General features: G+C 37.4%; 17 protein-coding genes. 2 read left to right on the forward strand and 15 right to left on the reverse strand.

Features of this window, described 5'->3' with window-relative positions:
- Positions 1–84: 84 nt before the first annotated feature.
- The 14 genes from E7276_RS03220 to E7276_RS03285 all read right to left on the reverse strand — a co-directional run bounded on the left by E7276_RS03220 (position 85) and on the right by E7276_RS03285 (position 15233).
- Complete coding sequence (locus tag E7276_RS03220) at positions 85–2088, reverse strand: phospholipase D-like domain-containing protein (RefSeq protein WP_294213663.1); 2004 nt, start codon at positions 2086–2088, stop codon at positions 85–87.
- Between the two features lie 344 nt (positions 2089–2432).
- Positions 2433–2687, reverse strand: a complete 255-nt coding sequence (locus tag E7276_RS03225) for a UPF0175 family protein (RefSeq protein ID WP_294213666.1) — start codon at positions 2685–2687, stop codon at positions 2433–2435.
- Between the two features lie 221 nt (positions 2688–2908).
- The gene (locus E7276_RS03230) at positions 2909–3208 is read right to left on the reverse strand and encodes a hypothetical protein (RefSeq protein WP_294213668.1); all 300 of its coding nucleotides are present in this window, start codon (positions 3206–3208) and stop codon (positions 2909–2911) included.
- Positions 3209–3234: 26 nt separating this feature from the next.
- Complete coding sequence (locus E7276_RS03235; RefSeq protein WP_294213671.1) at positions 3235–4398, reverse strand: hypothetical protein; 1164 nt, start codon at positions 4396–4398, stop codon at positions 3235–3237.
- 129 nt (positions 4399–4527) lie between these two features.
- Positions 4528–4995, reverse strand: coding sequence for a DUF6548 family protein (locus E7276_RS03240; protein WP_294213674.1), 468 nt, complete (start codon positions 4993–4995; stop codon positions 4528–4530).
- Between the two features lie 461 nt (positions 4996–5456).
- The gene (locus E7276_RS03245) at positions 5457–6098 is read right to left on the reverse strand and encodes a PBECR4 domain-containing protein (protein ID WP_294213677.1); all 642 of its coding nucleotides are present in this window, start codon (positions 6096–6098) and stop codon (positions 5457–5459) included.
- Between the two features lie 736 nt (positions 6099–6834).
- Positions 6835–6978, reverse strand: a complete 144-nt coding sequence (locus E7276_RS03250; protein WP_294213680.1) for a hypothetical protein — start codon at positions 6976–6978, stop codon at positions 6835–6837.
- On the reverse strand, positions 6979–7575 hold the full coding sequence (locus tag E7276_RS03255; protein WP_294213682.1) for a type IV toxin-antitoxin system AbiEi family antitoxin domain-containing protein: 597 nt from the start codon (positions 7573–7575) through the stop codon (positions 6979–6981).
- A 322-nt stretch (positions 7576–7897) separates the two neighbouring features.
- Complete coding sequence (locus tag E7276_RS03260) at positions 7898–8248, reverse strand: DUF1016 N-terminal domain-containing protein (protein WP_330598916.1); 351 nt, start codon at positions 8246–8248, stop codon at positions 7898–7900.
- Between the two features lie 195 nt (positions 8249–8443).
- Positions 8444–9130, reverse strand: a complete 687-nt coding sequence (locus E7276_RS03265; RefSeq protein ID WP_294213685.1) for a flavodoxin family protein — start codon at positions 9128–9130, stop codon at positions 8444–8446.
- A gap of 82 nt (positions 9131–9212) precedes the next feature.
- The gene (locus E7276_RS03270) at positions 9213–9563 is read right to left on the reverse strand and encodes a type II toxin-antitoxin system Phd/YefM family antitoxin (RefSeq protein WP_294213686.1); all 351 of its coding nucleotides are present in this window, start codon (positions 9561–9563) and stop codon (positions 9213–9215) included.
- Positions 9564–9875: 312 nt separating this feature from the next.
- Positions 9876–10838: a putative ABC transporter permease gene (locus E7276_RS03275; RefSeq protein ID WP_294213689.1), complete on the reverse strand. Its 963-nt coding sequence runs from the start codon at positions 10836–10838 to the stop codon at positions 9876–9878.
- Between the two features lie 39 nt (positions 10839–10877).
- On the reverse strand, positions 10878–12827 hold the full coding sequence (locus tag E7276_RS03280) for a glycoside hydrolase family 127 protein (protein WP_294213691.1): 1950 nt from the start codon (positions 12825–12827) through the stop codon (positions 10878–10880).
- A gap of 135 nt (positions 12828–12962) precedes the next feature.
- Entirely contained in the window at positions 12963–15233 is a 2271-nt protein-coding gene (locus E7276_RS03285) for a hypothetical protein (RefSeq protein ID WP_294213694.1), read from the reverse strand.
- Between the two features lie 180 nt (positions 15234–15413).
- Here E7276_RS03285 and E7276_RS03290 point away from each other — a divergent pair, with 180 nt between their 5' ends.
- Positions 15414–16088, forward strand: coding sequence for a response regulator transcription factor (locus tag E7276_RS03290; RefSeq protein ID WP_294213695.1), 675 nt, complete (start codon positions 15414–15416; stop codon positions 16086–16088).
- 2 nt (positions 16089–16090) lie between these two features.
- The gene (locus tag E7276_RS03295; protein WP_294213698.1) at positions 16091–17323 is read left to right on the forward strand and encodes a sensor histidine kinase; all 1233 of its coding nucleotides are present in this window, start codon (positions 16091–16093) and stop codon (positions 17321–17323) included.
- 23 nt (positions 17324–17346) lie between these two features.
- Here the strand turns inward: E7276_RS03295 and E7276_RS03300 are convergent, their stop codons facing one another.
- Positions 17347–17973: a methylated-DNA--[protein]-cysteine S-methyltransferase gene (locus E7276_RS03300; protein WP_294213700.1), complete on the reverse strand. Its 627-nt coding sequence runs from the start codon at positions 17971–17973 to the stop codon at positions 17347–17349.
- Between the last annotated feature and the right edge of the window lie 27 nt (positions 17974–18000).

Below are 18000 nucleotides of genomic sequence, written 5' to 3' on the forward strand. Positions count from 1 at the left end.
TCCTCTCCTTAACATACTGTATTTAGTATATCATAGTAAGGGATTTTTTCGAGCTCTTCTCATACTAATTTTCGCTGATTGTCACTATGCCCTAAACTTATCAAAAATACTTTTCTTAAAGCTTTCAGCAAAAACATCTCTAGCCACATCAAGCTTCATTACGATACTTCTAGGTGACAACTTCGCTTCTAAACTTGGTGGTAATTCTTGATGGATATATGACAGCTCATAAAACCTTCCGCCCTCAGGATAAGAATATGTCAATTGGTTTTTCTTTTCGTCAATTTTGAATTGCTGCGGTTCGGTATTCCATGCAGTTTTGATTTTATCTATAGCCCCTCTACCAATGGCCATATCACCAAAGTAATCAGCATACTTTAATTCAGAAACATAATCCGGAGTTTGCTCACCATATTCATCAATTATTTCTGAAATAACCTTTGATGACTCTTGGAAAATATCTGGGAAATAGTTCTCATCATCCTCTGTCATAGTTGCAACCATTTCATCTATGACCACAAACATTCTCCTAGCATACTCACAGTAAAATGCATTGGTTATTTGTCTAAGAGACTCATTAATCTTTTTCGCATTATAGGCACCTGCCTCTTTTTCTATTTGAATATCTATTCTACAGGTAACTACGCGCTTAGAAATATCTGGCTTTAGTGCAGCCAATTTATTTGTAGAAATAACGATTGATGGATAATTAATGAAATGCTCTCTAAGCCCCCATGTATCATCCTTAAAAACCTTCTCATAATGAGAGTCATACTGATTCTTTGATAAATCATCAATTATTATTGGTAATCCCTCGCAAGAGCATTTTAAATCACTTATATTTGTCGCCGTAAAATCACTGTTAGAATTCACAGGAATCCTTTGGCCGCAAAGCATCTTTGAAAGTAGCTTTGTAAAAGTCGTCTTCCCACCATTCGAATCACCATATAAAATTCCAAACACAGGGAATGATGTTGTTGGATAGTTATATTTATTGCCTATATATCTCAAATAAGGCATGTAAGGACTACAGAAAAACCAATTTAAAAACTTAAAATAGTTTTGCTTGGCAAGCTCTGTTTCCCCATAAAAATCAGAAAGACTATTTATATAACTTGTCAATGCATCTATATCTTTCTTTATGTCATCAGCGCTAGGATTAAGATTTAATTCTTTACCATTAAACAATAGCTTTTTTAATTCATAATCAATATGCAGCTTTGGTAACATTTTCTTCTTTGTTACATTTTTCTGCACTTGTTCTTTATATTTTCTTTTGAACCCCCTAGTTTGGTCCCCAGTAATTAATACTTTTCCATTGTCTTCTTTTTGTTTTGGAAGTAATGGCTTTATTTCTGCTTCCAATCCTTGTATATCTGCAACAATTTCTATTTCTTCTACCGGAGCAGACGGCTCGAGAATAACCATTTGCTTCTTTTCCACTGTCCTAACTATTGGGACTTCATCAATGTTTTCACGTACATAATCTTCATCAGCCAATACAGCAGCGATGACTTTTTTACTTACCTCGTCGGAACATATATCTCTAAACGATTCAAATCTATCCATGTAATATTCAAATGCCTCTTTGTCATCAAAGCACACTATATCCTCTCGCTGCCTATTTAAAAAAGCTGATGCAGACAGATTCGCAGAACCTGTAATTACTCTTGTGCATCCATCTTTTGCTTTAAGAATAAATATTTTCTCGTGAGACATGGTATCTCTAGACACTCTAATATCAAGTGATTCCTCCTCTATTCTCTCTGCTAATCTTTTGGCAATCTTACTTTTTACTAGTAGTTCAACTGTTTTCATTTGCATAGAAATAATAGCTGCCATATCGCTACTTAAAATATCCTCGCAGCCAAAAATCATCTCTGCATACTCGAACTTATCCAGCACCTTTTCCATAAACTGTATTCCTGAAGAAAATGTAATGCCATACAATTCATCAAATCCGTCGAACAGTTCACTCCAATCTTGGGTGACCACCTCTTTAAATTCGGCCTTAACTATTTTTAATTTTCCATCCTCAGCTGCTTCCATCTCTTCTGGAGCAAAATCAAATAAACTCATCTGGTCCATACATTTCTCACTTTCCTTTTTTATTTAAATATTTAAAACTCTCCATCCTTCAAACATTCATTGAAATAAGGGCAGTCCAGGCAACACTGGCTACAGCTTCTCTTTTCAATGCGCTTCTTTTTCTGTATCCAAAATATAAGTCTTTTCATAAACATCAATTACCTCCTTGCCAATTCTAAAGAGACATATTTTTTACTGATTATAAGATTATCAAATCTATCCGCGGTTTATTGGACAGCTCGAAACCGCTATTTTACTGCATTTTTGCTTATTTATAATAAAAAATGCACCTAATCGAAATGATTAGATGCATTCTTGCTCTACATATTAAACTTCATATTACTCTACGCATTATTCATTTCCTTCAAGAATTCATCTTCAGATTCAAATGAAAAAATGCTTACTCCATTATCTCCTAGAAATTTTATAAAGTCTTCCTTATTCATTTCAGCTATTTTAGCACAATAACCTATAGAGACTTTATTTTTTTTATACATCATTAAAGCTACAGCTTTTTTAGCAAAATCATTAGCTTCAGTTTTTGACATTTTTGTGTCATACAAAACTTCATCTGGTATATTAACCATCGCACTGCACATAAAATATACCTCGAACTATTTGATTTATAATGCTTAGTCACACTTTCTATCAATTTATTATAACATCTTCATTTTTCACTTTCCACCTAATGAATTAAATGACTAATTATAATTCTCCAAAAATCCCTTCGCACTATCTTTTACCTTATCAACCACATCACTTGGCCCAGTTATCTTCACATCACTTCCTAGGCTGAAAATCCATCCAAAAATTTGTAAACTCACAGCCATACGAGGCTATCCTTCAGCAGTTCTAGCACATCAATAAAGTGACTCTCTGTCTTATCATCATTGAATGCTACAATGGCTTCTCTTAACATACTGCCTTCATCTTCTTGCTGTGCTATCGAAAGAATCTCAAAGGTAAATCCCACCTCGTGGTCTACATAACCATAGACAAGAACACCATCAAACACTTCGTCCACATCTAAATCAGCTACAATATCCATTATGTTGTCATTGTTAAGCAATATGCTAAAGTTCTTATAAAATGGCCTAAAGCCTAGTTCAGTATAATTCATTTGTAACCCCTAATCTTAATCCTCACCTACCTAACTAAATGTAACTGATTCTTACTAAATCTTTTTCTTTTGAAATACGATTTAACTGCATTTTTAATTCCTACAATAGTCTTTCCTAAGCGACCATATCTTTTGATAAACTCTTTGTCTTTCTTTTGTTCATTAACAAATGAAACATGTCCTACATATGAATAATCATTGATATAGTCAAATAAGTAATGTAAACGATTGCTCTTTACTCCCTGATTATGATATCCGTCAGTGATATATCTCTCAGTAGCTGATACTTTTACGTAGTTGTTGTGATAAAGGTTATACATACCTTCATCAAATCCGGTGATGATCCAAGAATCTTCCTTTCCAACCACCTTTAACTCCCCTGGACCTTCAGTAAAAAGCTTTATCTTATCATCAACTACTAGATGCTCCAGCTGCTTGTTTGAAATCCAGCCTGTTTTTAGCATTGCTGTAATGGGTCTAATCTGCTTTGTATGAGGAAAACATGCCTCTCTAATTAGCATTCTTCTGACACACGAAGGACATGGGCTTTTTCCCGAAGGTCTAATAGGGCTTGCTTTAAATGACGCTATTGGAATCTTCTTAACCATTGCGCAATCCTTATCATGGTAGATTTCCTCTTCATCAGAATAAAAATATTTATTTTTTCTATCATCAAGTAATCTTTGCTTATTTCCAATTAGCCTCTTTTCTTCTTTACTAAGTTCTTTAGATTTATAAGCGACCTTATCATTTTGGATAAATGCTTTACGTGCATTGTTATCTAACAACGAGAGGTCAATAATATCTTCTGGCTTATTAATTGGGCATTCTAGACCTGCTTGTTTCTTAAGATTCATCCCGTTTCTAACACTAGACTTAAGAAACTTCCAAATTCTAGGAAATGCCTCTACTTGCAAATATATTGCATTTAGTTCCGGATCCCATTTGACCATGGATGCCTTTAAATATTCTGGAGATCTATAGTTAAAAAATATTAGTCCTGCAGTTACTAACCTCTCTTTTATTTGTCTATCCATTTTTAAATCTTTAATTCTTCCTGAATAAAGCACTATCTTTCCATCTACTAAATCCTGTCCCCACAAAGCGATAGTAATATTACCTGACAAAGTTTTTAGAGCTTCCTTAGCTAACTCCATATTTAATTCTTTTTCGTTTTTAACTGGAATCATAATCAAAAACCTCTCGACTTCTTTTTCTGATTCTAGAATATCATTTCATAGGGCGGTTTATTGGACAGCAAAAAAGCCCACCCATGCTTTCATGCATGAGTGGGCTTATAGCCTAAGAGTACTAAAGTATTATAATAATAGTTTCCAAAAAACAAATCCTAATAAAGCAGCAATAGTAATAATAAATGCAATTGTTAATGGATTTACACTTTCATCTTCTTCGTAATCATCAAAACTACTATATTCTACTCTCATCTTTGGTGGATTCTTCCTCGACTCTCTCATAGCCTTAGAGATAATTGCAAGAGGATCATTTTGCTTCAATAATTGCTTGTGAAAGTTTTGAAGTTCTAATAAATCTCTTTCTATCAATTCTGGCGCACCACTATCATGTGCTATTTGATTTCTGAGCCATCTTAGATGCTTTAACATTCTGTACTTTTCATTCCAATTAGGAACACTTCTAGAACCTCTAAAATCGTTTTCTTCCATCTGATTAATATATTCAGTCACACCTTGTTGCGACTGAAATATATCTTTACAAATGTTGTCTACTGATTTGAATTCCTCAAAAAATTCCATTTCAAGATTTGTCATATGTACCACCTTTTAAATCGGAGTGACGTGATTTGAACTCATTTTCATATTTATCATCTGAGCGTCCCCAGTGTACTGGCCTAGTAGTCCACTTATAAATATCAAAAGGACCCTGATTTCTCAGAGTCCTCTGCGTTCTAAAAGATATTTGGCTACCGTCGCCTCTGTAGCATCTCTTTTGACCCATAGGGTGTGTGGTTGCAACGAAATTTACCACCTCAAATATCTCTTATTTGTATGCGTATTGTATCAAGAATTCTCTTTTTGTTAAAGAGACTGCTTACTTCTCGCTAATCTTATTCCACTCATAAGGGGTGTTCTGGTACGCGTAGTAACGGTGGACTCTACATCTCCAAACCTGCATAAATACAGGCTTCTCTCGGTGGTATAATTTCATTTACTCCCGAGTTACCACCGCCAAAATGACTGATAATTCAAATCACACGGTGGTACTATTTATACTACATATAGTCTTTTAACGCCACTATTTTTGAAAGAACTAAACTACTATCACATTTTTCAATAATAGTATATTTCTCTTCCGCGAATGCTTTACTTAATATAGCGTAAATTTTCTTCTGAGGTTTAGATGAAACATCGCGAATATCCTTCTTAAGTAGGGTATTAGGAACATTTAAATTTGTATACGAATCTTCAACAAAGCCCATACAAGCAAATGTATTTCCAGCTATTTTTTCTGAATACAATTTCAATCCAAAATCGCTAAAATCACCAATCATTGATGCCGTCTTCTTTATATTCATCATGTTTTCAAGAACTTCCAATTTCTGAACTGACGAACCATCTTTAGCCATTATAAAATCGTCTTCTGATAATCTTCCATCAAGACATTTTGAATAAAAATTAATTGCTGAAGTTATTTTTCTTCTATTTAACTTAAGACCAGTCAGGTGTAGAAAATTAGATCTATAAAAAACGACCTCATATAAATCAAGTCCTTCAATTGTCTCTTTACCATTATCAATTTGCGGTTTTATTTCAGAAGGAGTTCCGTAAACAAATAGAACCTTTTGATCCTCAAGATTCTCATGATAAAGCTTTGCTGCCCTTGTAATAATTGATATTACTTTTTTCTTATCCATAACACATTCTTCCTCTAACATTTAAAATGGGAATGCAATCGCCGCAGCAATTACATTCCCATTTAGTGGTTGATTTTTCCGTTGTCTGCCAACCTCCAGCACCTATGTCTGGAAAATATCAGGTTTTTCCGTTGCCTGCCAACCTCCAGCACCTATGTCTGGAAAAAGTATCAGATTTTAGGTGTCAACCCACCAAGGCATACGCCTTTCTTAATTATATATTATATCGGTCCAACCTAAAAAACAATACATATATTTCACAAAAAAACTGGCTTTATTAGGTAAAAATAGCGGGTGTCTTACCCGCTTTTTGGTGGACCCGGGTCTTCCGACCAGCCCAGAAGCATCACTGCTTCTTATTGTTAATATGATAACATCATAAAAACTATAATTTCAATATTTTGTTTTCTATAATCTTATTCCACTCATAAGGAGTATTCTGATATACGTAATAACACGGGCAACGACAATTTTTTTGCTCGCAAAGCCCGTAAAATCAGCATTCTCGATGGTGTAGAGAGCTAACTACACCATCTCCACACCATTTTTGATGGGCTATTTTTCTTCATTATACACATTTTTTTCATTAAAAAATGCCCTGATTATTCAGAACAGATTGTTATAACTAGGTGTATCTTGTTGCTATTTAAAGTTCTTTTTTCGTTTCACTCTCAAGCTTTTTCAAATCAAAACTTATATCATTTTGATAATGAATCACCATCGAAATAATATACAGCTAATTATTTTGTGTAATATGTTGTTTGCTTTTGGCATCAATCATAGCCTGAATAATATCATATTCTGCTTCTAATGCATCATATTCTGCTTTAATCTCAGGATTTTTCAGAGCTTTTTCTTTATATTCCTTGTAGCTACTCATTTACAAAACCTCCATGTATGTCCTAACCTTTGATTCAATATTAAATTGTCTTGCATACTTAACTATCTTTCTAGGATTACACTTGGTTGAGAAATATTCCTTCATTGCCTGTGTATATATCTGAGTATCAACAGTTTTTTTATCACGAATTAAGTCGCAGATACATCGCTCCAAATCATATATCTTTACTTCGTATCCTTGTGGGGTTACAGCATCAACAATTCCTAAATCCCACAACTCCTTTTTGCAATAATGAAACCTCGTATTTTCATAGTCCCTTTTGATACGAGAAACATTATCACCCTGAGGAACTGTGATATCTAATTCATGAGGAACACGGTCTGATAAACCATGCAAAAACAAAGCTGTTCCATGTGAATAAATCATCTTAGGGGAGCGATTCTGTATCGTACGATACTCATCTGGTTGATTATCAGCTATCACATAGTTTCCATGAGATTCTTTCGCAATCAGTCCGCTTATCAAGTATTGATATAAAACTAGTCTTGAGACTCCCTTGTCAGCCAATTGTTTTGCTGAAGCAATACCGTCATTTGACTCTATAATCATTTTTAGCGATTCAAATGAATAATCCATAACCATCACCGCCTTTCATATCGTTCTTAAATTTAACATATTAAAGAACGTTTGTGTACATATCGTTCTTTATTATTACACTTTTAAAGAACAATATATTAAAGAACTCATAAAAAAGCCATGATCATAAAATCACGGCTTAGAAATCAAAAATGCTGGTTGGTAATGCTGCTGCTCCAAGTAAATCTGTTACTTCATGCTTTTCACCATCAAATACATATGTATAAAAATGGGAATGTATATGCCGTAGCAATGTACATTCCCATTTATTGGTTGATTTTTTCGTTGCATGCCAACCTCCAGCACCTATGTCTGGAAAATATCAGGTTTTTCCGTTACCTGCCAACAACAATCGCTCATAGTGAGACCATGTAAGAATTTTTCTATTCTTATCTATTGTTGCATATTCACTAGATTGTGGGGTTACTGTCCCCACAATCTCAGGATATGTTTGATAAAATTGTACATAACGATAAAGTGAACGCTTATCAAAACCTTTTCCATATTTACGAGTTAATTCTTCCGATAATTCAGAAATAATATGCTCACCATATCGTTCAGCTCTAGTCCCACTCATGTTTTCAGTTGAAATACGCATACCAAGAAGCCAGTTTCGAAGAACCAACACAGTATTTACAGTTGTTATTGCAGATTGCTGCGCATTTTCAATGATACAATGTAAATCCTTCTACCAACTGCGTTTTTCAAGCCGCAAACGCTCATGCTCGATTTCTAACATCAGCTCTTTAGCCGGAGCCGGCGCTGTATTCTCATCATATAGCAAATCAATAAGCTGATTTTGTTTCTCTATCAAATTGCTTTTTATAAAGCTTGTTGGCTCTAAAAAAGAAAGTGCCTGACTATAGAATTACCATGGTCGTTTTTTGTCCATCCAACCAGTTTCTTCCCAATATTTTTTATCATTTGAGTTAAAACCAGTTTTTTGAATGGCACGACAAACCAGGAAAAATCCTCTAGTAAAAAGATTTGGTTTTACACGACCGCAACGTCGTCTAATCTGATTTGCCATCTTTGTTGTCTTCTTATCAATAGCCTTTTTCTTTTTTTCTGAGACCATCTCCCAATTAGTGGCTGCAACTGCAATACCGTACTTATAAGTCTTTGGTACTCCCCAATTAAAAAAGCTATGTGCCATGTCTTTGTTGGTAGATTTCGTGCCTGCACCTGCTGCAGTGCTGATGCATACCCCCTGCTTATGAAACATATTTCTTCTTGGCCGATGAATCATCCAGCGATATCCTAAGTGATCCAAAAAGGCCTTCATGGCGCCTGTCACATGAAATACATAAACCGGACTGTTTAAAATGATTACATCTGCTTCATCCATTGCTTTTGTAATTGGATTTAATTTCTCATAATGCGGGCAATATTCTTCACCTTTCATAAAACATCCGGTGCAACCAATACAAAACTCACCAAAATCTTTAGGTAAGAAAAACTCTTTTGTTTCTCCACCAATTTTATCTGCCAGCTCGCGTGCAATATGATACGTGGATCCTTTATGGTTTTGTCCGCTAATAATTAATGTTTTCATAAACATACTCCTTCAAATTGCTTCTCCGGCTTTTTCCTAAAATCTTTCTTAGCCTCGTCACATATTCTAATACTCCAAGCCACTACTCAAACTCCACATCATCCATTATTTTCTCTATATCTTCCATGGAGAATCCTTCGTCTTTAATAAAATCTTCAAATGGAGTAGTTTTACTGTTTTTTCTTTCGTCAGCAAGCTTTTTAAGATAATACTCTTCAAAAATGGAGAAATATCTCTCCAATGCATCTATTCTGCTTTGTGTTCTACGATATTCTTCAACTGAAATTACCACTGCAGTTGGTTGATTATTTTTCAGTACAATATACTCTTTATTATTAAGTGCCACATCAGAAAAAATCTTTCCCGCTTTCCCTTGACTAAAATCTGATATTGGAACTAATTGCTCGGTAAACTCTGCAAATGCTACACTCATAAGACACCTCCTATATTATATTTATATTATAATATTAGTTAATATTTTAATCAATATTTACATATAAATTTGCTCCTCGAAAAATGCGTCTGCATCCTTATATTTTAAATAAAAAAAGCCAGCTTTGCGCTGGCCAATTTTTTCTTATTTCACTTTTGCCACCATCTCCTGCACCATCTTCTTTGCATTTTTAGATAGTAGAAACTTGTGATTATTATGTTATTTTCGCTATTTACTTCTTTGATAATTTCATCATTCTTAGATTGATTTTCAATATAACAGTTTTAGCCATAATCACACTAAAATATCCTTCTACCAACTGCGTTTTTCAAGCCGCAAACGCTCATGCTCGATTTCTAACATCAGCTCTTTTGCTGGAGCTGGCGCTGTGTTTTCATCATATAGCAAATCAATAAGCTGATTTTGTTTCTCTATCAAATTGCTTTTTATAAAGCTTGTTGGCTCTAATGTCTCCATTAGCTGCACTTTTCCAGCTTTTATGCTTGCACCCAACTCAGCCTTATTCTTTTCATACTGTTGGTTCAGCTCGTCTAGACGTTTTTCAGCCTCTATGCGCAAATTCTCTGTTTCCAAACGGATTTCTTCCATTCGGGCTTTAACCTTTTCAGTACGATAGATTACGTCAGGATATGCATTGGCAAATCTTCGATAAAAAATAGATTTGTTGCTCAATAATAATTTGACATCCTTGCTTATAGCTTCTGTGTTATCAGCGTCACTGGATTCAACTCCGATTTTCACAAGCTTTAATACAAAATGAGAGACACTATAGTCAGCAACAAAAATAACCGAAAGACAACTGGCAATAATTTCCCTGCTTACGATACTTAGATTTTCAAAAAAAACATATAAAAGTGGATTAACAATATGTATAATTGCCACACCACCTATTCCAAACAATACCAAGTTTCCAATCCACACTCTGCCATTTAAATTCATTGGCTTTTGACTATAGTCCCACCATCTGGCATGGAATCTTTTCTCCATAAAATAGCTGGCCAGGTACTCAATCAATCCACATACAATCATGGATATAGCAAAGGTTGTTCCTATGCCTTTCTCCACTGGTGTGAGCCCTGCCACCGTGAGAGTTATCAGTGCAGCTCCTGAACCATATATTGGAAGCCATGGTCCAATCAGAAAGCCTCGATTTATAAAACGACCAAACTGACGATATTTCAGAGTAATTTCAATACACCATCCCACAAAAGAAAATATGAAGAATAACAATATCAGATTTATAGCGAAATCCATATATCTCCTCCCAGGTCAACCTTGATTGTTTTCATACTATTACTCTCTTACCCACACTTCCATTTCATTTTCTCCACGATTTGCCCATGCATAATATGGAATAAATGTAAGCGTTGCATTCTCCTCTGTAGGTCTACTATTTGTATAAAGCTCAGTTGACGTAGAAAGCTCCACTCTTTTTCCCTTTGCCTTAATAACTCCTACTCCATTTAATAAACCTGCTTTGTACTCATATTCAAAGGTGGAATCCTCTGGCAAACGCAATCCATTTATTTCGGTTCCATTATCAACACCTTCCAAACAGTAAACGAAAGGCCCTCTAGAGATAGCCACTTTTCCAATATCCTCTGATACTAGAGGATTGCAATAATTTCTCTTTATCTCCATAGGAAATGTCAATTCTATTTCCATTGAGCCACCAGCTGTCACATCCACGTAATGATAGCCATCTTCTTTTGAAATCTCAGCAGCTTTTCCATCGATCTTTAATGTTGCATTTGCTGTCCAGGCTGGGATTCTGATTCCAATCCTTACCACAGACTTAGTTTTATTATTAATGACAACCCCATCCTTTTCATCCCAAGGATACCCTGTTGCCTGCTTTATCGTCACGGTGCCATCTTTATATTCAAAAGTAGACTCAGAATCAATATACTGGTTAATCAAAATAGCATCATCAGATATCGTATATACGTAATCATCCAAGGATGTTATCATTCGCGCCAAATTAGGTGGACAGCATGCACAGCCAAGCCATGATGGGCGTACAGGCTTTACGTGACTCTTCCCTGGATCCTTTAAAGATTTAGCAGGATTTACCTCTAACGGATTTACGTAGAAAAAATGCTTGCCATCCAATGCCATTCCTGCCAATGCGCAGTTGTAAAGAGTACGCTCCATTACCTCTGCATACTCAGCCTTAGGCTCGATTCTAAGCATCTGTCTTGCAAAAAATATTAGACCGATTGCAGCGCAAGTTTCGCAGTACATTGTGTCGTTTGGCAAATCGTAATCCAGAGTAAATGATTCGCCGTGGAACGTAGAACCACTCCCTCCGGTAATAAACATTCTTCTAGATGTAATATTATCCCAAAGCTTTTTACATGCGCCGTATATCTCTGCATCGCCTGTTGTAGCTGCCAAATCTGCCAGCGCTGTGCACATATATACCACACGAACTGCATGGCCTTCTGCTGTATCCTGCTCCAATATAGGCTTATGATTCTGAAAATATGTATCTGCTGCTTTTTCAATTCCATTTAAAGCATTTGGGCCTTGGTATTTCTCAGCCTGTTCTCTAAAGAAATTTGGATGCTTTCCTCTTTCCATCAGAAAATATTTTGCAAGCTTTAAATATCTATTTTCTCCTGTCACATGAAAAAGCCTGAGAAGTCCAATTTCTATTTCCTCATGTCCATCATAGCCATGGATTTTTCCATCCTCAGGGCCAAAATTGTCATCGATATTGTCTGCTGCCTTTTTTGCTACGGTCAGCACCTTCTCATTTCCTGTGGCAGCGTAATATGCCACGGCAGCCTCAATGAAATGTCCCATGCAATACAGCTCGTGACTACCGGCCAGGCTCTGATATCTATACTGGATTCCGAGAATCGAATAGAAAGTATCCAAATATCCATCCTCTTCCTGGGCATCAGCAATCAAATCTATTACCTCAAGCGCCTTCTTTTCTAGCTCAGGGTCCATCTTTTCCCTAAGAGAATACGCCACTGCCTCTAGCCATTTATAAACATCACTATCCTGAAATGTCCAGCCATAGTGAGTGCCCTGGGTTCTACCCGCAGCGACCTTAAAATTCTCGATTGCATGGCTTTTCTCGCTTGGAATTCCATCATCGTTCAAACGCTCTTTTTCGATTTTAATCCCAGCAATATCATTTAATACATTCCACTGAAACGGAATCATTTCTGTGCGAACCAGATTTCTGTATCTTCCCCAAAATTCTGACGTAATCTTTACATTATTCCCCATTTTGTCTTCTCCTTATATCGTAATAAATATAAGTTTATCACATTGCTTGGAAAAAGATACCGTATTTAAAAAAACAAGCGAGACCTCAGCCTCGCTTGTTACTAACCCACATATTGTGGACAGTTATTAAACTATTTAGTTTCCTGAATTAAAAAGCTCTGATAAAACATCTGCATGTTCTTCTAATACTTCTAAGAGCTTTTCGCTCCAGTGACGTGCATCAGAATCGCTGTCGCCGAATACATAGTCTTCCTGACCATAATCCATAACGTCAAATCCAGGTATAGTCTTGCTTGCGCCATTTGTTCTGTAGCTTACTGCATCTGCGAGACTAAATGAAACTGATGAGATGTCGCTGTAATCAACCCAGCTAGAAAGATCTGTTCCAGTTGCCTCTGTTGCATCTCCATTTTCAGTCTGTGTCTCTGCCTCAGCCTTCTCGATAGATACTGCACCATCTACGTATTCACCGTACATCTTGTCTACGTAGTATGAAAGGCTATCTCCAAGGATTTCTGATGGAACGTGTCCACCATCCCACTGCCAATCGATTGTTGCATCGATGCCTGCAGAAAGCATTGCAATCTGTAAGTTCAGTGAATTGAACATTGAGATATCACCTTCAGCTGCGCCGCAAAGGATTCTTACCCATGTAGCATCATCAGTGTCCTCATCACCAATATAATTAAGTGGATTATAAAGATCTACAATGTTGTTTCCATACTCGTCACCTGCCTGGATTTCAGCAATATCATTCTGATAAGCCTCAAGCATTTCCTCGTATGTGCTATAGTTTGCAGAATCAGTTGTTGTACCAGCTGACTGAGTAGTTCCCTCATCAGGTGTACCAACATCCATTGTGTCACCAGCAGAGTTTGCTGCTACGTCATCATTTGCAAAGCTTCTATCATCTGTCTCTTCTGTGTCAGCACTAGCCTCAGCTGGAGCTTCTCCTGTTGGTGCCTCACCTGTTGGGCCACCTTCCATATTTCCACCAGGGCCTGCTCCATCAGGTGCTCCGCCGCCAGGGCCACCCATCATACCATCACTTGAAGAACTCTTAGCATATCTACCCTCGATAAATGCCTCAGCCTTGTCCTCAGATGTCATGCTAGCAACCTCTTCATCAGAAAGAGCATTGCCATCCTCATCAAACCATGTCCAGCCCTCTGCATAATCTAAGTTGTCCAAATACCACTGTAGATTTGATACAAATTCTGCCAAGTAGAAATCAACATATGTTCCACCATAACCGTTTGTATCAGCGTACTTGTCCTCATCATATTCGATGGAAAGTGCGATTGTGTCTGTTGTATCTCCGTCACCATTTATATCAAGCTCTACATCTGCTTCATTTACTGAGAGATTCTGCTCGTTGATATATTCCATGTACTCTTCTGAAAGATACTCTGCCAACTGCTCCTTGAACTCTGTGCCGAAATCGTAATCATTGTCCATGTAATACTCAAAAGCAAGAGCCATATCAGCTTCGTATAAAGATGTAATTGCTGAGTATGCCATACAACCCCAAACGCCATCAGAAATCTCGTATGTTGTTCCATCGATTGTTACTGATGTTGAGTATGAGCCATCCTCATTCTGATATACACCTACTGCACCAGCCTCGATTTCATAATCGTAGAAATCTGAATTGTTACCTGTTGCTGCAACCATTGTGGCATGAGCTCCACCGCCGGAACCACCTGTTGATACGAAGTAATCTGTATTTCCTGGAAGATTTCCAAGGAGAATATTGTATTTTACAAATCTAATAGCATTCTTCTGATCTACCAAGCAGCTTGGAGCATCGCCTGTATAATACTCATTTCCATCCTCATCTGTTGCTGTATCGTTCTTTCCTCTATTACCGCAAGACATATTGATATAGCCCTCAGACGCATATGTTGTAGATGCCTCTGTATTTGTTGATGAGCTGTAGCCTGCAGCACCTGTATTTACGATAACTGGAGCAGTTGCCGCTGTGTAAACCTGACCGTTTGAGCTAATAATTTCTGCTTCATAATCGATTACAAGCGAACCATGAACTGCCTCTGTATAATCTGCAGAAGTAACATCTGCCTGACCATCACCATCTGTATCAATACCAGTTACATAAGCTCCTGGAACACAAACAGAAACGCCCTGCTCATCTTCTATTTCAGGATAAGCAACTGCAGATACGATTGACATTGTCCATGCATCTGCGTCAGCATCGTAACTCCATGTAACCTCTTCATTATTTGCAAGGTTAAGAGTTTCCTCTATATAGGCTTGCTCCTCGCTTACCTCTGTTGTTGCTGATGCCTCTGTAGTGGTTTCAGAACTTGTATCTGTCGCTGTACCACAAGCCACCATACTAGTAGCAAGCGCCGCAACCATCAATAAAGAAACTAATCTCTTTTTCATTAAAAGCCTCCTTCAATTTGCTTTTGTTTTCAGATCGTGATTGTAATTTAGACCTCGAACCTTGAAGAAAGCTTGAAATAATGTGAAGATTATTTGAACATTGATTTTTCAAGGTTTCTTCAAGCATTAACATTTAAAATTGCACTATAATAATTACGTAGTAAATTATGAGGTGTAAAAATGAAAATTCTATTAATAGAAGATGAAAAGAGAATGTCTGCGGCAGTATCTGAGCTGCTGCGACAAGAAGGATACTCAGTTGACGTGGCTGATGAAGGCCTCGGTGGCTATGACGCTATTCTTAAAAATTCTTACGATGCAGTAATCTGCGACGTTATGCTTCCTGGCATGAACGGCTTTGAGATTGTATCTGCGGCACGAGCCGAAGGAGTTTCCTCTCCTATTATCATGCTCACCGCCAAAAGCGATATCACTGACAAGGTTACAGGACTAGATTGCGGCGCCGACGACTATTTAACAAAACCATTTCAAATAGAAGAACTACTAGCTAGGCTTCGTGCATTGATTCGTCGAAACGCCAAGGAAACCGATGGCTTATTGACTGCCTTTGATTTAAATTTAAACACCAAATCCTTGAACCTGATTTGCACCTCCACTAATAAGGAAATACGCCTTCCTGAAAAGGAATTTAAAATAATGGAATATCTCATTTCCAACAAAGGCCAAATCGTTTCCAAGGAGCAGCTTGCCCTAAAGGTCTGGGGCTACAACAATGAGGCGGAATACAATAATGTAGAAGTCTACATATCATTCACCAGAAAGAAACTAAAATTCCTTGGCGCAAAAACAGAAATCAAATCTATCCGAGGCATGGGATACGAACTGCGAGGTTAAATATGAAATCAAAGTCTAGACTCCGTTTAATAGTCATAATAATGATGTTTTTGGTAGCAATCATGTTTGCTACCCTTGCAATCATATACGGCACCACCAAAATCCAAACTACAAAAGAAAGCAAAGAAATGCTTCAGATTTTTGCTGATTCCTACGATATAAACGGATTTCCTGACTCATCTCAGCTGGCACCTTTAAATTTAGGCGAAGCACCTATCACAACTCCAAGCACTTCATTTCACAATTTTCAGGTGTCCACCTTTTATGCAGTAGCCTTTGATCTAGATGGCAATCCCATTGATATTTTAAACGATGCCCCATCTGGTTTTTCTGACGAGGAATTAACTGCCTACGCCAAAAATCTATTAGATTCTGGCCAAACCTATGGCGAAGGCGAAACCGTCACATACCTAATCACTCAGGGCGATGACTACATTTTGGTCACCATGATGGACACTGTCCTTATGGATTTAACCATCTCCTACCTAATAAAAAACATGGTAGTTTTCGGCTTAGTTTCGATTGTCATCCTATCTATTCTTGCATTTATCCTGTCTGGATGGGTAATGAAGCCAATAGAAACAGCCTATGAAAAACAGAAACAATTTATTTCTGATGCGGGCCATGAATTGAAAACCCCTATTTCTACTATCAGCGCCAACGCGGAGCTCCTTAGCAGAGATATGCAAAGCAATCCTTGGCTTGAGAATATAAAATATGAAAACGAAAGAATGTCTACCATCGTTCACCAGCTACTGGATTTGGCACGTCTCGAAAACATAAAACCAGTAATGAGTGAGGTAAACCTTAGTGAATTAGCCCTTGCTAATATTATGCCCTTTGAAGCCACAGCCTACGAGCGCGGCTTAGAATTAAACTATGAAATCGACGATAACATCATGAAAACCTGCGACAGCTCAAATATAGAAAAACTGGTTTCTATACTAACTGACAACGCAATCAGCCACTGCACCTCCGGCGGCAGCATACTTATTTCGTTATCCGAAGACAGCGGAAAAGTCCTTTTGACTGCCTCAAATACCGGTGAAGAGATTCCAGTGAATGAGCGAGAAATGATTTTTGAACGATTCTACAAGTCAGATCAATCTAGAGCTGAAAACCACGGTCACTACGGCCTCGACCTTTCCATTGCCAAAGCCATTGTAACCGAACATAGTGGCAAAATCTGGGTGGATTGTAATGCGGGAAACGTAATATTCTCAGCCAAGTTTTAACTGCTGACATTACTCATACTGTCTTAATCCTTGAGACCATATTTCTCTAGATCTACTTTTCCACCTATCACTTCTATTCCATCAGCCTCCAGCAGTTCCTTCTGAGCCCAGGCTCCGCCGAATACATACTCACCTGCCAGCTCGCCCTTGGAATTTACCACTCGATAGCATGGAATGTTTTCAAAATCTGGGTTTTTATGAAGGGCATTTCCAACAGCACGGCTCATTTTAGGATTGCCTGCCATAGCAGCCACTTGACCATAGGTTGCCACCTTGCCCTGTGGAATGCGTTTCACTGCTTCGTATATACGTTTTGTAGGTGAGTCTGTCACTAAATCATAGCTTTCTGCAATCATACGCTTCACATCATCATCTGGAATGCTGCCGTCCAAAATCACAGTGTTCCAATGCTCCTTATTCTGATGATAGCCAGGAATAACGGATTTATAGGTACGTCTCCAGAAATCCCGCCATTCTGGATCGCATTTCAGATTTAGACAAATCTGTCCATCCTTCTCATAGGACCACAAAAAAGCCTTTTTGCTGGGCTTCACTCTAATGAGTTGCCAATTCGGATCATGAAATGGAGCCTCCTGATATGTATATGGAAATGCCAGACCGTAGTTTAATGCTTCTTCTCTTGTTTTCATTTGTATCTCCCCCCATTACATCTTTTT

Origin of the sequence: Pseudobutyrivibrio sp., assembly GCF_015057185.1 — a bacterium.
Lineage (GTDB): Bacteria > Bacillota > Clostridia > Lachnospirales > Lachnospiraceae > Pseudobutyrivibrio.

Bases quoted from the DNA above. Each gene is read 5' to 3' on its own strand.
- E7276_RS03220 (WP_294213663.1), bottom strand. From the start codon at position 2,088: ATGGACCAGATGAGTTTATTTGATTTTGCTCCAGAAGAGATGGAAGCA.
- E7276_RS03225 (WP_294213666.1), bottom strand. From the start codon at position 2,687: ATGTGCAGTGCGATGGTTAATATACCAGATGAAGTTTTGTATGACACA.
- E7276_RS03230 (WP_294213668.1), bottom strand. From the start codon at position 3,208: ATGAATTATACTGAACTAGGCTTTAGGCCATTTTATAAGAACTTTAGC.
- E7276_RS03235 (WP_294213671.1), bottom strand. From the start codon at position 4,398: ATGATTCCAGTTAAAAACGAAAAAGAATTAAATATGGAGTTAGCTAAG.
- E7276_RS03240 (WP_294213674.1), bottom strand. From the start codon at position 4,995: ATGACAAATCTTGAAATGGAATTTTTTGAGGAATTCAAATCAGTAGAC.
- E7276_RS03245 (WP_294213677.1), bottom strand. From the start codon at position 6,098: ATGGATAAGAAAAAAGTAATATCAATTATTACAAGGGCAGCAAAGCTT.
- E7276_RS03250 (WP_294213680.1), bottom strand. From the start codon at position 6,978: ATGAGTAGCTACAAGGAATATAAAGAAAAAGCTCTGAAAAATCCTGAG.
- E7276_RS03255 (WP_294213682.1), bottom strand. From the start codon at position 7,575: ATGGATTATTCATTTGAATCGCTAAAAATGATTATAGAGTCAAATGAC.
- E7276_RS03265 (WP_294213685.1), bottom strand. From the start codon at position 9,130: ATGAAAACATTAATTATTAGCGGACAAAACCATAAAGGATCCACGTAT.
- E7276_RS03270 (WP_294213686.1), bottom strand. From the start codon at position 9,563: ATGAGTGTAGCATTTGCAGAGTTTACCGAGCAATTAGTTCCAATATCA.
- E7276_RS03275 (WP_294213689.1), bottom strand. From the start codon at position 10,838: ATGGATTTCGCTATAAATCTGATATTGTTATTCTTCATATTTTCTTTT.
- E7276_RS03280 (WP_294213691.1), bottom strand. From the start codon at position 12,827: ATGGGGAATAATGTAAAGATTACGTCAGAATTTTGGGGAAGATACAGA.
- E7276_RS03285 (WP_294213694.1), bottom strand. From the start codon at position 15,233: ATGAAAAAGAGATTAGTTTCTTTATTGATGGTTGCGGCGCTTGCTACT.
- E7276_RS03290 (WP_294213695.1), top strand. From the start codon at position 15,414: ATGAAAATTCTATTAATAGAAGATGAAAAGAGAATGTCTGCGGCAGTA.
- E7276_RS03295 (WP_294213698.1), top strand. From the start codon at position 16,091: ATGAAATCAAAGTCTAGACTCCGTTTAATAGTCATAATAATGATGTTT.
- E7276_RS03300 (WP_294213700.1), bottom strand. From the start codon at position 17,973: ATGAAAACAAGAGAAGAAGCATTAAACTACGGTCTGGCATTTCCATAT.